The sequence below is a fragment of the Bacillus sp. JUb11 genome, from assembly GCF_024807925.1.
In the GTDB taxonomy this organism is placed as follows: domain Bacteria; phylum Bacillota; class Bacilli; order Bacillales; family Bacillaceae; genus Bacillus; species Bacillus altitudinis.
Genome location: NZ_JANUEZ010000001.1, coordinates 11,279 through 25,877 on the forward strand (window position 1 = coordinate 11,279; position 14,599 = coordinate 25,877).

The following is a 14,599-nucleotide window of genomic DNA, read 5'->3' on the forward strand; positions in this document are numbered from 1 at the left end:
TTTTTTCACCTTTCACACAAAATAACGACAAAATGAACTTGTGAAAGGAAGAGTGCAGGTGAATCAATTTTATCGTGTACATGGTGATGTCATCGAGACACCGTTAAGAGGGATCGAAGTCATGTCTGTCCCTTATTTAAACAAAGGGGTCGCATTTACAAAGGAAGAGCGGGAAGAGCTTGGGTTAAAGGGATTTCTGCCGCCGAAGGTGTTAACACTAGAAGATCAAGCAAAGCGTGCATATGAACAGTTCAAAGCACAGCCAGACGCACTTGGGAAAAATGTCTATTTAACTGCGCTTCATGACAGAAATGAAGTGCTCTTTTATAAATTATTAAATGAGCATTTGGCAGAAATGCTGCCGATTGTTTACACACCGACCGTAGGAACAGCGATTCAGCGTTACAGCCACGAGTATAGAAAGCCAAGAGGAATTTATTTATCCATTGATGACCTAGAAGGAATGGAAGAAATTTTTGCATCTTACGGAGTAGATGAATCAATTGATCTCATTGTCGCAACAGATGCAGAAGGAATTTTAGGCATCGGTGACTGGGGTGTAGGCGGAATCGCCATTTCAGTCGGGAAGCTGGCTGTTTATACAGCCGCAGCAGGTATTGATCCTAGCCGTGTACTGGCAGTGGTGCTTGATGCTGGAACCAACCAAGAAAGCCTTTTAAATGATCCGCTTTATGTGGGAAATCAGCACTCCCGCGTTCGAGGAGAGCGCTATGATCAGTTTATTGATCAATATGTTGAGCTTGCCCGTGCGACTTTTCCAAATGCACTTCTTCACTGGGAAGACTTCGGTACAAAAAATGCGCGCGCCATTTTGGAAAAATATAAGGACCGTATTTGTACGTTTAATGATGATATTCAAGGAACTGGAGCCGTCTCACTTGCTGCCGTTCTTGCTTGTGCAAAAGCATCGAAGGTTCCGCTGAAAGATCACCGAATCGTGATCTTTGGAGCAGGTACAGCAGGGATTGGTATAGCCGAGCAAATTCGTGATGCCATCGTGAGAGATGGTGTCAAAGAAGAGGAATCATATGATCATTTCTGGTGTATTGATAAAACGGGATTGCTCACAGATGATTCACCCGACATTCAGCCATTCCAAAAGCCGTATGCAAGACGTTCTGATGAAGTGAAGGATTATGCACGTAATGGTCCAAAGAATTCAATTGATTTGTTAGAGGTCGTGAAGCAGGCGAAACCTACGATCTTAATTGGTACCTCAACTGTAGGTGGGGCATTTACAGAGGAAATAGTGAAAGAAATGGCGTCACATGTAGAGCGGCCAGCGATTTTACCGATGTCAAACCCGACACCTCTTTCAGAGGCAAAGCCGGAAGATCTCATTGAATGGACAGAAGGACGTGCGCTTGTCACAACGGGAAGCCCGTTTGATCCAGTTGAATATGGCGGTGTGACATATGAAATAGGGCAGGCAAATAATGCTCTTGTGTTTCCAGGGCTTGGTCTTGGAACGATTGTGTGTAAAGCCCGCCTCATGACAGACAGCATGTTTGTTGCGAGTGCTGAAGCGATTGCGAGCATGGTCAATGTCGGAAAACCGGGTGCTGCGATGCTTCCAAGTGTTGATCAGCTCAGAACGGTTTCAGCGACAGTGGCTGTCCGTGTGGCACAAGCAGCGATTGACGAAGGAATTGCGGAAGAAACCCCTGATGACCTCATTCAGGCTGTGCAAGACGCCATGTGGCACCCTGTATACAAAAAAATCAAAGCCATCTAAAAAAAGCTTCGCAAGGACTTGTCTTTGCGAAGCTTTCTTATTAAGCAACAGAATCAATGACATCAACGATCATGCCTGTTTTTGCATCAATCATGACTTCATACTGTTCCAGCTCGCCAAAGGCGGAGCGTGTAATGCCAGATTTGTACACATCAATCGTTTCACCATTTACGGTATACGGTTCTGGTACAGTATAAATCCAAGAGCCATCAATCGGACCGCGCTGTTTAAAAGCGGATTTCACAATTTTTAACGCTTTTTCAGACGAGATATACGTCGGGAAAAAGACTTTCTTTGCAACAATTGCAGCGGCTACGCCAATACTCGCACCAATCAGAACATGTTTTAACTTCAACGTGCTGCACCTCCGTATTGCTGTTTTTTCCATTATACAAAACTTGTCCAGCGATGTTAAGAAATCCGAATACTTGAAAGCATATTCAAAATTTCTGGAGAGATACTTGGAAAACCGAAAGAATTCTTATAGTATAAAGTGAGTGTTATTTTTATAGGAATTTATATGGTCATTACATAGAAATGAGGGTAACTGTCAAATGAACGAAGAAACAATGTCACTTTTCCGAAATTTAACAGAACTACAAGGAACTCCAGGTAATGAGCACCATGTGCGTGCTTTTATGAAAAAGGAACTTGAGAAATATTCCGATGAACTCATACAGGATCGTCTTGGCGGAGTGTTTGGTGTCCGCAAAGGCCCAGAGAACGCGCCGAAGATTATGGTGGCTGGTCATATGGATGAAGTCGGCTTTATGGTGTCATCCATTACGAAAAACGGAATGATTCGTTTTCAAACACTTGGCGGCTGGTGGAGTCAAGTGATGCTTGCGCAGCGTGTGGATGTTCATACGGATCACGGGCCAATTCCGGGCGTTGTATCGAGCACACCTCCTCACCTTCTGACACCAGAACAAAAAAGCAAACCAGTAAAACCGTCAGATATGCTGATTGATATTGGTGCAGACAGTGAAGAAGAAGCGAAAGAGCTTGGTGTTCGCCCAGGGCAGCAAATCGTTCCTGCAACGGTCTTTACCCCAATGGCCAATCCGAAAAAGATTTTAGCCAAAGCTTGGGATAACCGTTATGGGTGCGGACTTGCCATTGAATTATTGAAAGAATTAAAAGACGAAGCTCTTTCATGTCAGCTATATTCAGGCGCAACCGTCCAAGAGGAAGTAGGGCTCAGAGGGGCTGAGGTAGCTGCGAATATGATTCAGCCTGATCTGTTCTTTGCTCTAGATGCGAGTCCCGCAAATGATGTGACGGGAGACAAATCACAATTTGGCCAGCTTGGAAAAGGTGCACTTCTTCGTATTTATGATCGCACGATGATTACGCACCGAGGCATGAGAGAATTTGTCCTCGATACAGCCGAAACAAACAATATTCCATATCAATATTTCGTATCGCCAGGCGGTACGGATGCTGGACGTGTCCATATCTCAAATCAAGGTGTACCGTCTGCTGTTATTGGTGTATGTGCGCGTTACATTCATACAAGTAACTCTGTCTTGCATGTGGATGATTATGCAGCGGCAAAAGAATTAATTGTTCGTCTTGTGAAAAATTGTGATCAAAGCACGGTGGATTCGATTTATCAACAAGTGTAAACGATAAGAAAAAGGCTGCCTCTTTTAAGAGCACAGCCTTCAGCGTGTAGACAAATCCTCGCATTCTTTGTCAGTCCTGCGTGCCGGTGCTCACGAATGTCAAATTCGCTCCGCGCCGGTACTCGACCTTCCTAGGGCTGCAAAGATTTTCTATCACGCTGAAAAGAAGAAAAAGGGCTAAAATCAAGTTCATTTTAGCCCTTTTTCTTATTCTTGTTCAAACACGTATGACAACGCCTTAATTGCTTGATTCACTGTTTCGACAGTGATATTTGCTTTGTTTGATAGTTCCTTTAGTGGATGATGTAATTCTTTAGGACGAATCAAAATAAGGGGTTTTCCTTTGGCGATGGCAGAAGAAGCATCCATTGCCGTGTTCCACTGTTTATATTTCTCACCAAAGCGGGCGATGACAACGTCTGCCTTATTTAATAATAGTTCGGTGCGGAAATTGTTCAAATCAGAAGCCGCATCGTCTTTCAAGATGGCATTTGGCTGCCCGCCTAAAATATCTTCTCCGATGTTATCTGATCGGTCATGATTCTCCATTGGACCAACAAACGTCACTGGCAGCTTCAAAGATTGGCTTTTCTCCTTGATTTCATCACGCCACTGGCTATGAATTTCTCCAGCTAAATAAACCGTTAATTGCATAACAATCTCCTCCTTGTGCACAAACTTAGTAAAGGTTTGCCCTGTTTCTTTTCATGTTACACAAGAAGTGCTTGATAAAGCAAAAAAAATATGATTATGATATTCATGGTAGAGACTATTTTTCATCGTAAGAAGACTACATATAATGGGAAGGACAGGCCTCTTCGTCTTTCCTATGAGAAAGCAGGAAGACGACGTTGATGACTTATTTAAAAAGAAAGGGTATTTCCCTTTCGCCAAAGGTCTATTTTATTGATGCACTCTCTTATATGGCTTTAGGTCTATTTGCTACATTAGTGGTAGGGCTGATTTTAAAAACAGCAGGCGGCCTGTTATCATTTCCTCTCATCGTGGAAATGGGAACGCTCGCAATGGGGCTGATGGGACCAGCAATTGGCGTAGCGGTTGCTTATCGCTTAAACGCTTCTCCTTTAATTATTTTCGCAAGTGTTGTTTCAGGTGCCGCCGGAGCAGAGCTTGGGGGACCTGCTGGAAGCTTCGTGGCTGCTCTTATTGGTGTGGAATTAGGCAAACTCATCAGTGGTGAGACAAGAATTGATATTATTTTAACGCCGCTTGTGACCATTATCACAGGTTTTCTCACCGCTGCTTTCATCGGCCCTGGGATTCAGGCGGTGATGACAGGGCTCGGCAGGCTGATCGTATGGGGGACTGACCAAAGTCCACTCATCATGGGCATGCTGGTTGCAACCATTGTTGGACTTGCTCTTAGCTCACCGATTTCAAGTGCTGCGCTTGCGCTGATGCTTGATTTAAGCGGTCTTGCTGCTGGTGCGGCGACGATTGGCTGCTGCGCGCAGATGGTCGGCTTTGCTGCTGCAGGATTTAGGGAAAATCGTTTTGGCGGTCTTGCTGCGGTAGGCATTGGTACATCAAAACTACAGCTGCCGAACATTGTGAAAAATCCGCTCATTCTCATTCCGCCGACGATTGCAGGACTGATTCTTGCACCAATTGGTATCATTGGCTTTGGGATGGTCAATAATGCGGCAGGAGCGGGTATGGGAACGAGCGGACTTGTCGGCCAGCTCATGACACTCACAGTCATGGGATTTCATCCTTCCGTTTTCCTCGCTATTGCTCTCTTGCATATCGTTGGCCCGGCAGTGATTAGTTTGGTAGTATCAGAATGGATGAGAAAGAAAGGCTATATACAATTCGGAGATTTAAGTATACAAACTGGAGGAATCAAACATGAAAAAAATTGAATCAAACGAAGAATTACAAAAAGTGATTCAAGAAGACTTAACCGTATTACTATTTTCAGCTGACTGGTGCCCGGACTGCACATTTATTGAGCCGTTTTTGCCAGAGCTTGAAGCAAACTATCCAGAATTTGAATACTTCTATGTGGATAGAGATCAGTTCATCGACACTTGTGCAGAGTGGGAAATTTACGGAATTCCAAGCTTTTTAGTCTTTAAAAACGGACAAGAGATCAACCGTTTTGTCAGCAAAGATCGTAAGACAAAGGAAGAGATTGAAGCATTTTTAACAGATTCTCTTTCTAAATAACGAAAGGAGAGTCTTATCATGGCGAAAATGACATCAAGACAGCTTGCCAATCAATTGAAAAGCCGTCTGACGAACGACAACTGGATACACCAGTTCGACAGGGAAAAAGATACGCTTCGTGTGGAAGATAAACATACAGGAAAGGGCATCACGCTTGAGCTCCCGCCGATTATTGCAAAGTGGGAAGTAAAGCCTGATGAAACACTGGATGAGATCGTTTATTATGTGAAAGAGGCGCTCAGCGCAATGAAAGGTGAAGCGCAGCACATCTCAGGCAAAGAGAAGCACATTTATCCGGTCATTCGTTCAACGTCCTTTCCAGAAACATCAAGTGATGAGATTCCGCTCGTTTTTGATGAGCATACAGCAGAGACAAGAATCTACTATGCACTTGACCTTGGAAGCACCTACAGATTAATTGACGAGAAGATGCTGCAAAAGGAAAACTGGACAAAAGAACGAATCAGAGAAACCGCAAGTTTTAACGTCCGTTCACTAAAGACTGTCGTGAAAATGGATGAAGTGGCGGGCAACCGTTTTTATTTTTTCCGTGCAAACGACGGGTACGATGCAAGCAGAATTTTAAATGAATCGATTTTACAAGAATACGCGCAAAAAGTAGAGGGGCAAATGGCCATTTCCGTTCCCCATCAAGATGTGTTCATCATTGCAGATGTACGCAATGAATCAGGCTATGATATTTTAGGGCAAATGTCGATGAGCTTCTTCGCCAGCGGCACGGTTCCGATTACGGCCTTGTCATTTTTATATGACGAAGGCAAGCTTGAACCGATCTTTATTCTTGCAAAAAGCAGACCAAAACAGCAGTAGAAGGGAATTTTGAAGAATGAACGTTTTTTATAATGCAGAAGGTGTCGGCGACACACTCCTTATTTCATTGAAAGATGTAACAAGAGAAGAAGTAGGTCATGAAACGTTTGGAGATGTCGTAAGAATCTTCAATCAAGACACAAAAGAAACAACAGGTTTTAATATTTTCAATGCATCTACTTACATGAAAATTGAAGAAAACGGATCTGTACCGCTTTCTGAAACGCTTGTTCAAGATATCAATGAAATTTTAAACCGCAACGGTGTCAGTGAAACATTAACAGTGGATCTATCACCTAAGTTTGTGGTCGGTTATGTGAAAGAAAAAGAAAAACATCCAAATGCAGATAAACTGAACATTTGCCAAGTAGATGTTGGCGATGAAACCTTACAAATCGTGTGCGGTGCACCAAACGTTGATCAAGGTCAATATGTTGTGGTTGCAAAGGTCGGTGCTGTGATGCCGAGCGGTTTGGTGATCAAAGATGCTGAACTAAGAGGTGTTCCTTCAAGCGGAATGATTTGTTCTGCAAAAGAATTAGATCTTCCGAATGCGCCTGCTGAAAAAGGAATCCTTGTTCTAGAAGGAAGCCGCCAAGCTGGCGAACCATTTGAAGCGTAACCTCCCATAAACGGGTACAAATGAGCGAAGAATGTGTTATACCAAAAGTCACTAAGTACGTACTTAGTGACTTTTTTTCATCTACAGACAGCATGAACAGCAAAGCGTAGCACTTTTCTCGCTTTTCTGCATGAAAAAGCAATGGTATACTAAAAATCGCCCAAGAAAACGTAAGGGGAGTTAAAGTGAGTGATAAATGATGAGTTGGTTAGATAAATTTTTTAGTGTATTTTTAGGAGAAGAAAAAAAAGAAGAAAAAGCTGAGAGGCCTGAAACAGGTCCGATTGCACCAAAGCAGCCAGCTGTTGAACAGCATAAAGAATATAAAAAAGTTGAAGATACGAAAGTGTATTATGAATATCCAAAAGGCAATTTCCGCTTTCCTCTCGTTCCAGATGAACCTGCACGTGAGGCAGCAAAGCAACAAGAAAGAAGGCGCACGCTGCCAAGTCAGCCAAAGGCAAAGCAGACGACCTATCAGCCAAAACAAACAGTGCAGCCTGATCTTAATAAAAAGCCTTTTAAACCAGAGCAAATCCCTTCACCCATCTATGGCTACCACCAGGATATGCGTCCAAAACATGCGGCAGCCAAAGAAGACACATCTTCTGTCAAAATGAAATCGGCAGCAGAAACGTCACAGCGTGTCACACTGTTATCAGAAGAAGCAGAGCGTGAACGGAATGTAAGACAGCAAATGAACATCCCGTCTATACGAAAAGAACAACGTATGGAAGACATGATGTCAGCCCAAACAGAAGAACAAGTAGAGAAGCAACCTGTCACGACGCCGCTTACTTTGCAAGAGGAACTCGCTTATCAAGATCACGTTCAATCAACGATGGAACGTTTATATGACGAGCCTTTCAGTGAGACAGAGGATCAAGATCAAGTTTTATCACAGACTGAAGACGATCCGGAAGCATTCTTACATATGGAGCAAGCTGAAGCATCTAAAGCGCCTCTAGAGATGGAGCAAGAACAGGCAGTCACCGTTGAACAAGAAGAGCCGATGATTCCGCTTGAAGATGATGCTGAAAAAAAAGAGAGCTTTACATTTGAAACAGCTGAAAGCGCATCACCAGCACTCGACATGGAGATAGAAAGCCCAGTAGAAGAAACTGCGGTGCTGGAAGAGAACGAAGTAGAGGCTGCGGAGGAAACAACAGAGGCTGCATGGATAGAAGAAAGTCAAGCAGACGTGTCAGCGGCAGCATTTGAACAAGAAGAACCGGTGAACATACAAGATTCGCAAGATGATGATTCTCTGCCGGAAGAAAAATTAACAGATGATGAAGTCATGTCAGTTGAAGAAGCATCAGATGAATTTGCTGACTCTGGACAAGCAGAGATCGCCGGGGATAGGGCAGAAGAACTTGAGGAAACACCTAAAGAAACGCCTGAAATAAAACGTGAAGAACCAAAACCGTCTTCTCCACAGCCAAAGCGCTCAAGCGGTCAAACCCCCACCGTTCCTTTTAACGTCATGATGTTAAAAAGTGATCAGCGCGTGCAAGGACAGAAGAAAACGGCAGATGCACAAGGATATGTATTTCCGAGTTTAGCCCTTCTAGACGTTCCGCCAGCACAAAAAGAAGAGGACGGAACATGGGTGAAAGAACGGGCAGAACTGCTCAATGCCACACTGAAAAATTTCAATGTCAGAGCAAGTGTTGTTCATGTGACGCAAGGTCCTTCTGTTACAAGATTTGAAGTGCATCCTGAACCAGGCGTGAAAGTGAACAAAATTACAAACCTGTCAGATGATATCAAACTCAGTTTGTCAGCAAAAGATATTCGCATCGAAGCGCCGATTCCTGGGAAGAACACGATTGGAATCGAAGTGCCGAACCTTCACAGTAAAATGGTTTTCTTAAGAGAAATGATCAGAAGCAGTGCTTTTAGAGACAACCCATCTCCATTAACGGCAGCGCTCGGATTGGATATTTCCGGTCAGCCCGTTGTGGTTGATTTGCAAAAAATGCCGCACGGCTTAATTGCCGGAGCAACAGGTTCAGGGAAAAGTGTCTGTATTAATACCATTCTCGTAAGCCTGATGTTTAAAGCCTCACCTGATGAAGTGAAAATGCTGTTAATCGACCCTAAAATGGTCGAACTGGCGCCGTATAATCACATTCCGCATCTTGTGAGCCCAGTTATTACTGATGCCAAGACAGCAACAGGTGCTTTGAAATGGGTAGTAGATGAAATGGAAAGACGCTATGAACTGTTTGCACACTCTGGTGTGAGAGAAATCAAACGATTTAACGAACTGGTGAAAGAAAAACAAATGGGTGAAAAACTACCATATCTCGTCGTTGTCATTGATGAGTTGGCTGATTTAATGATGGTCGCACCAAATGAAGTCGAAGAAAGCATTTGCCGAATTGCCCAAAAAGCAAGAGCATGCGGGATTCACTTACTCATTGCGACGCAAAGACCTTCTGTTGATGTCATTACAGGCCTCATTAAAGCAAACATCCCAACAAGAATTGCTTTCTCTGTTTCAAGCCAAGTGGATTCAAGAACCATTATTGATATGGCAGGTGCTGAAAAGCTTCTTGGAAAAGGAGACATGCTGTTCTTAGAAAATGGCTCTGGCAAACCGACAAGGCTGCAAGGGAACTTTGTATCAGATCGAGAGATTGATGAAGTGGTAGCGCATGTGAGAAAACAGCGCAAACCTGTGTTCCTTTTTGAACAGGAAGAATTGATGCTCCAAGGCTCTGCCATTACAGACGAAGATGAATTGTTTATGGACGCATGCAGATTCGCCATCGAGCAAAATAGTGCTAGTACATCCAGTTTGCAAAGAAGATTTAGAATTGGCTACAATCGAGCAGCGAGATTAATTGATATGATGGAACGTGAAGGAATGATCTCTGGGGCAAAAGGCAGTAAGCCAAGAGAGGTCCTCATGACACTGAGTGACTTAGAACAATTGATCTAAACAAACCACTTCATTTTTTTGATAAACATGGTATGATAGCACATAGGTGCAATTTTTGAATTGGACGCTTTTCGCATGCCTGTCTGAACGCTTTTTAACGAAAATGAGCGAAAGCAGGTGTTAGAAATGGGAAAGTTGTCGGATACTAATCATAGTTAATATTGATTAGAATAGGAAGATCGGAAAAAAATCTTTATTTGGAGCTGCGATTTGTGATCAGCTAGAGACAAAAATCACAAGTTGCAAATTGAAATGAGCGTCATATACTGTAAGTCAGATAGACGTTTGTTGGAGGTACAATTATGACTGTTTATCATTTTGTTGGAATAAAAGGGACAGGTATGAGTCCACTGGCCCAAATTCTTCATGATACTGGGTATACTGTCCAAGGATCGGATATCGAAAAACATATCTTTACACAGAAAGCATTAGAAGAACGAAATATTAAAATTCTTCCATTTGACCCAGATAATATTCAGCCAGGGATGACGGTGATTGCAGGAAATGCATTCCCAGATACACACCCTGAGATTGAGCGTGCTCTTTCTGAAGGGATTCCTGTCATTCGTTATCATAAATTTCTTGGAGAATACATGGATTCATTCACAAACGTTGCAATTACGGGTGCTCATGGTAAAACATCGACAACAGGTCTGCTTGCACATGTGATGCAAGCGGCAAAACCAACTTCCTACTTAATCGGTGATGGATCTGGAATGGGGAAAGAAAACAGCGAGTATTTTGTATTTGAAGCGTGCGAATACCGCAGACATTTCCTCAGCTACCATCCAGACTATGCGATCATGACCAATATTGATTTTGATCACCCTGATTATTTCACGGATATTGATGACGTGTTCGATGCGTTTCAAAACATGGCACTTCAAGTGAAAAAAGCCATCATCGCCTGCGGTGATGACGAGCATCTTCTCAAGATCCAAGCAAAAGTACCTGTTGTGTACTACGGATTCAATGAAGAAAATGATTTCCAAGCACGAAATGTTGTGAAAAACACAGAAGGCACGACATTTGATGTATTTGTACGTAATACGTTTTATGATACCTTCTACATTCCTGCTTACGGAAACCACAATGTCCTTAACTCATTAGCGGTTATTGCATTATGCCACTATGAGGCCATTGATGTAGAGCTCATCAAAGGTGCTTTAACGACATTTGGCGGTGTGAAACGACGCTTTAATGAAAAAGTAGTCGGTGAACAAGTCTTAATTGACGACTATGCGCACCATCCGACTGAAATTGAAGTCACGATCGAAGCAGCCCGCCAGAAGTATCCAGACCGTGATATTGTAGCAGTCTTCCAGCCGCACACTTTCACTCGTACACAGCAATTTTTAAGTGAATTTGCGGACAGTCTGAAAAAAGCAGACTATGTATACCTCTGTGATATTTTCGGTTCAGCTCGTGAAAACATTGGGAAACTAAGCATTGAAGATTTGCGGGAAAAAATTCCGCAAGCCCAATTGATTGAAGAAGAAGAGACATCTGTGCTGAAAGCACATGAAAATGCGATCTTGGTCTTTATGGGAGCAGGAGATATTCAAAAGTATCTTCGTGCTTATGAGAAAGTCGCAGTATAATTGCCTGTCAAAAAGTGCCGATTCAATCGGCGCTTTTTTATTTTGAATAAAATGTGACAAAGGGGCTAAATGTGACAAGATGTGCCGCTTTTTTTCGTTCGCTGTGGACAGGAATTGGCGAATAAGTGTAGAATTATTATTCAATCGGTCATTCTAGGCGATGTTTGAATGATACAACGAGAGGGTATTGAATTGAATATGCCCGCAGCAAAGGAGGTATCAGATGATTATTATTCTCTATTTAAGCGTTGCACTCATCGCAATCGCTTTCCTCATTCTTGTCATCTACTTGTCCAAAACATTGAAATCCTTACAGCTGACATTAAAGAATGTCGCATCAACTTTAGAAGGTCTTGAAGGACAGATGCAAGGCATCACCACAGAGACAGCACAGTTGCTACATAAGACCAATCAGCTTGCTGAAGATATTCAAGACAAATCGGCAAAACTTAACACAGTTGTGGATGCGGTGCAGGGAATTGGTGGCTCGATCAACCAATTTAATACAAGCATAAAGCAGGCAGCTGGTGCGGTTTCTTCATCCGTTGAACGAAATCAAGAGAAAGTCACGGATGTGGTAAGCTGGAGTAACGCAGCACTTGAAATCTATAAAAAATGGAAACAGCGTAAACAACAATAAACAACCATTTTCGCATAGGAGGAATAATCATGAGCAAAGACGGAATCAATAGCAAAGACTTTTTGATCGGAACACTTATCGGTGGCATTATCGGTGCAACAACGGCATTATTTTTAGCACCAAAGTCAGGGAAAGAGCTTCGCGATGATTTAAACACCCAAGCGAATGCCCTAAAAGAAAAAACAGATCGTCTTACAACAGATGCAAAGGAAAAAGGCACTGAATATGTGACGATTGCGAAAGACAAAACATCTGAATTGTCTCAGCTCGTAGCAGAGCAGTCAAACCAGATTTTAGACAAAGTAAAAGACATAAAAGATCGTACAGCTGGAAAAGCTAAACAAGTAAAAAGCGAAGCAGAAGATGCTGCAGCAAATATTGCAAATGAAGCTTCAGATGTAGCAGATGAAGCAAAAGTAAGAGCACAAGAAGCAAAAGCAGACATTGAAGACGGCATCAAAGATGTCAAAGAAAAAGTAGAACAATCTACGAAAGGCTAACTCGCTGCTTAAGTTAGGAAGGAGCACATCATGTCTAAACAACTCATAGAAACAGAAGAACAGTTTGATCAACTAACGAATCAAGACGGAACCTTTGTCTTTTTTAAGCACAGTTTGACATGTCCAATCAGCCAAGCTGCTTTTCAAGAGTTTGAAGCGTTTGCGTCAGAACATGAGGATGTTCCTGCTTATTTCTTGCAAATTCAAAACACAAGAGAACTTTCATCCTATGTGACTGAAAAGTCAGGGATCAAGCACGAAAGCCCGCAGGCACTCATCTTTAGCGGTGGCAAAGTAAAGTGGCATGCTTCTCACTCAAGCATTACAAAAGAAGCGCTTGAACATAACATGTAGAAAAACGTCAGCGATTGCTGACGTTTTTTTTATAAAAAAGGTTTACTTGCATCAAAAGTATGCTATAATCTTACACATAATACTTTATCGCTTAAAAGCGTTTGGGTAATAAAGAATTTTTTCGTGACAATTCCGAAATCTTTGTTTATAATAAACCCTATTATAAGAGATCAAAAATAAAAAGCGAGAGCGGGCAGAGGAAAGGATGACAAAAATGAGCAACAATGAATTGGAACAATTGAGACAGCAAGCAGATGAACTAAATCTTCAAATCTTAAAACTGATCAATGAAAGAGGAAACATTGTAAAAGAAATTGGAAAGGCAAAAGAAGCGCAAGGTGTCAACCGTTATGACCCTGTCAGAGAGCGCACAATGCTTAATCAAATTCTTGAAGAAAATGATGGCCCATTTGAAAATTCAACGATTCAACATATTTTCAAAGAAATTTTCAAAGCAGGTTTAGAGCTTCAAGAAGATGACCACAGCAAAGCACTTCTTGTTTCTCGTAAGAAAAAACCAGAAAATACAATTGTAAATATCAATGGAGAAGCGATCGGTGACGGAAAACAACGTTTCATCGTTGGGCCATGTGCCGTTGAAAGCTACGAGCAAGTTGCAGAAGTAGCGGCAGCAGCGAAACAGCAGGGACTAAAACTTCTTCGTGGTGGCGCATTTAAGCCTCGCACAAGTCCATACGACTTCCAAGGACTTGGCGTAGACGGTCTAAAAATTCTAAAACGTGTAGCAGATGAATACGGTCTTGCAGTTATTAGTGAAATCGTGAATCCTGCTCATATTGAAGAAGCGATTGAGCATATCGATGTCATCCAAATTGGAGCACGTAACATGCAGAACTTCGAGCTTTTAAAAGAAGCTGGATCAGTGAACAAACCAGTTCTTTTAAAACGCGGTTTAGCAGCAACAATTTCAGAATTCATCAATGCAGCTGAATACATCATCGCACAAGGAAATGACCAAATCATCCTTTGCGAGCGAGGCATCCGCACATACGAAACAGCCACAAGAAATACACTAGATATCTCGGCTGTGCCAATCTTGAAACAAGAGACACATTTACCAGTCTTTGTTGACGTGACACACTCAACAGGACGCAGAGATCTACTCCTTCCAACAGCTAAAGCAGCTCTTGCGATTGGAGCAGACGGTGTGATGGCAGAAGTGCATCCAGATCCATCTGTTGCCCTATCTGATTCAGCGCAGCAAATGGACATTCCACAATTCGAAAAATGGTTAGATGCGTTAAGACCACTTGTCAACATTCACGCGTAACCATAAATAGAAAAGCCGCCGGATGACAGCCCGGCGGTTTTTTCATGAAAAAATACGATTAAGATTGGCAATGAAAGGAAGAGAGCACATTGCAAGCTAAAAATATGCTTGTTCACAATGTTTTCATTTTTAAAATTCGATAGAATCTGCTAAGATCATTGTCATAGCTGACGTTCACGACGATTTTTGGTGAAATATGATTCAATTTACAGGTAACAAGCTCATTAAAGTTTGTT

At 42.4% G+C, this 14,599-nt stretch carries 14 protein-coding genes; 12 read left to right on the forward strand and 2 right to left on the reverse strand.

The window, feature by feature from the left end; genetic code table 11:
- Window positions 1-58: 58 nt before the first annotated feature.
- Window positions 59-1,756 carry an NAD-dependent malic enzyme gene (locus M2369_RS00065; protein ID WP_259253250.1) on the forward strand — a complete coding sequence of 566 codons (1,698 nt, stop codon included), beginning with the start codon at window positions 59-61 and terminating at the stop codon, window positions 1,754-1,756.
- Between the two features lie 40 nt (window positions 1,757-1,796).
- Here M2369_RS00065 and M2369_RS00070 read toward each other — a convergent pair whose 3' ends face one another.
- Window positions 1,797-2,111 carry a PepSY domain-containing protein gene (locus M2369_RS00070; RefSeq protein ID WP_003217759.1) on the reverse strand — a complete coding sequence of 105 codons (315 nt, stop codon included), beginning with the start codon at window positions 2,109-2,111 and terminating at the stop codon, window positions 1,797-1,799.
- A 199-nt stretch (window positions 2,112-2,310) separates the two neighbouring features.
- Here M2369_RS00070 and M2369_RS00075 point away from each other — a divergent pair, with 199 nt between their 5' ends.
- Window positions 2,311-3,384: a M42 family metallopeptidase gene (locus tag M2369_RS00075; RefSeq protein WP_259253251.1), complete on the forward strand. Its 1,074-nt coding sequence runs from the start codon at window positions 2,311-2,313 to the stop codon at window positions 3,382-3,384.
- A gap of 207 nt (window positions 3,385-3,591) precedes the next feature.
- Here the strand turns inward: M2369_RS00075 and M2369_RS00080 are convergent, their stop codons facing one another.
- A complete protein-coding gene (locus M2369_RS00080; RefSeq protein WP_007501817.1) occupies window positions 3,592-4,038 on the reverse strand; it encodes a YtoQ family protein in 447 nt (148 codons plus the stop codon).
- A gap of 200 nt (window positions 4,039-4,238) precedes the next feature.
- On the opposite strand from M2369_RS00080, the gene M2369_RS00085 reads away from it, so the two are divergent.
- From M2369_RS00085 to M2369_RS00130, 10 genes are all read left to right on the forward strand, one after another.
- On the forward strand, window positions 4,239-5,267 hold the full coding sequence (locus M2369_RS00085; protein ID WP_019743715.1) for a PTS sugar transporter subunit IIC: 1,029 nt from the start codon (window positions 4,239-4,241) through the stop codon (window positions 5,265-5,267).
- Window positions 5,254-5,574: a thioredoxin family protein gene (locus tag M2369_RS00090; protein WP_003217665.1), complete on the forward strand. Its 321-nt coding sequence runs from the start codon at window positions 5,254-5,256 to the stop codon at window positions 5,572-5,574. The genes M2369_RS00085 and M2369_RS00090 overlap by 14 nt, the downstream gene beginning before the upstream one ends.
- 18 nt (window positions 5,575-5,592) lie before the next feature.
- Window positions 5,593-6,405, forward strand: a complete 813-nt coding sequence (locus M2369_RS00095) for a DUF1444 domain-containing protein (RefSeq protein WP_096881746.1) — start codon at window positions 5,593-5,595, stop codon at window positions 6,403-6,405.
- Window positions 6,406-6,421: 16 nt separating this feature from the next.
- On the forward strand, window positions 6,422-7,027 hold the full coding sequence (gene ytpR / locus M2369_RS00100) for a YtpR family tRNA-binding protein (RefSeq protein ID WP_007501813.1): 606 nt from the start codon (window positions 6,422-6,424) through the stop codon (window positions 7,025-7,027).
- Window positions 7,028-7,223: 196 nt separating this feature from the next.
- Window positions 7,224-9,977 carry a DNA translocase FtsK gene (locus M2369_RS00105; RefSeq protein ID WP_310503948.1) on the forward strand — a complete coding sequence of 918 codons (2,754 nt, stop codon included), beginning with the start codon at window positions 7,224-7,226 and terminating at the stop codon, window positions 9,975-9,977.
- A gap of 302 nt (window positions 9,978-10,279) precedes the next feature.
- Entirely contained in the window at window positions 10,280-11,578 is a 1,299-nt protein-coding gene (gene murC / locus M2369_RS00110) for a UDP-N-acetylmuramate--L-alanine ligase (protein ID WP_008343047.1), read from the forward strand.
- A gap of 223 nt (window positions 11,579-11,801) precedes the next feature.
- Entirely contained in the window at window positions 11,802-12,218 is a 417-nt protein-coding gene (locus tag M2369_RS00115) for a DUF948 domain-containing protein (RefSeq protein WP_017367864.1), read from the forward strand.
- Window positions 12,219-12,247: 29 nt separating this feature from the next.
- Entirely contained in the window at window positions 12,248-12,718 is a 471-nt protein-coding gene (locus M2369_RS00120; protein ID WP_007501807.1) for a YtxH domain-containing protein, read from the forward strand.
- 30 nt (window positions 12,719-12,748) lie between these two features.
- Window positions 12,749-13,072 (forward strand): bacillithiol system redox-active protein YtxJ, encoded by a 324-nt coding sequence (ytxJ, locus tag M2369_RS00125; protein ID WP_007501805.1) that lies wholly within the window; start codon window positions 12,749-12,751, stop codon window positions 13,070-13,072.
- A 214-nt stretch (window positions 13,073-13,286) separates the two neighbouring features.
- Window positions 13,287-14,363 (forward strand): bifunctional 3-deoxy-7-phosphoheptulonate synthase/chorismate mutase, encoded by a 1,077-nt coding sequence (locus M2369_RS00130; protein ID WP_017358315.1) that lies wholly within the window; start codon window positions 13,287-13,289, stop codon window positions 14,361-14,363.
- Window positions 14,364-14,599: the final 236 nt, after the last annotated feature.

What these genes read in the sequence shown, in the direction of transcription:
- M2369_RS00105 (WP_310503948.1), top strand. Translation starts at nt 7,224, where the DNA reads ATGATGAGTTGGTTAGATAAATTTTTTAGTGTATTTTTAGGAGAAGAA.
- M2369_RS00120 (WP_007501807.1), top strand. Translation starts at nt 12,248, where the DNA reads ATGAGCAAAGACGGAATCAATAGCAAAGACTTTTTGATCGGAACACTT.
- M2369_RS00130 (WP_017358315.1), top strand. Translation starts at nt 13,287, where the DNA reads ATGAGCAACAATGAATTGGAACAATTGAGACAGCAAGCAGATGAACTA.
- M2369_RS00095 (WP_096881746.1), top strand. Translation starts at nt 5,593, where the DNA reads ATGGCGAAAATGACATCAAGACAGCTTGCCAATCAATTGAAAAGCCGT.
- M2369_RS00090 (WP_003217665.1), top strand. Translation starts at nt 5,254, where the DNA reads ATGAAAAAAATTGAATCAAACGAAGAATTACAAAAAGTGATTCAAGAA.
- ytxJ (WP_007501805.1), top strand. Translation starts at nt 12,749, where the DNA reads ATGTCTAAACAACTCATAGAAACAGAAGAACAGTTTGATCAACTAACG.
- ytpR (WP_007501813.1), top strand. Translation starts at nt 6,422, where the DNA reads ATGAACGTTTTTTATAATGCAGAAGGTGTCGGCGACACACTCCTTATT.
- M2369_RS00080 (WP_007501817.1), bottom strand. Translation starts at nt 4,038, where the DNA reads ATGCAATTAACGGTTTATTTAGCTGGAGAAATTCATAGCCAGTGGCGT.
- M2369_RS00075 (WP_259253251.1), top strand. Translation starts at nt 2,311, where the DNA reads ATGAACGAAGAAACAATGTCACTTTTCCGAAATTTAACAGAACTACAA.
- murC (WP_008343047.1), top strand. Translation starts at nt 10,280, where the DNA reads ATGACTGTTTATCATTTTGTTGGAATAAAAGGGACAGGTATGAGTCCA.
- M2369_RS00085 (WP_019743715.1), top strand. Translation starts at nt 4,239, where the DNA reads ATGACTTATTTAAAAAGAAAGGGTATTTCCCTTTCGCCAAAGGTCTAT.
- M2369_RS00115 (WP_017367864.1), top strand. Translation starts at nt 11,802, where the DNA reads ATGATTATTATTCTCTATTTAAGCGTTGCACTCATCGCAATCGCTTTC.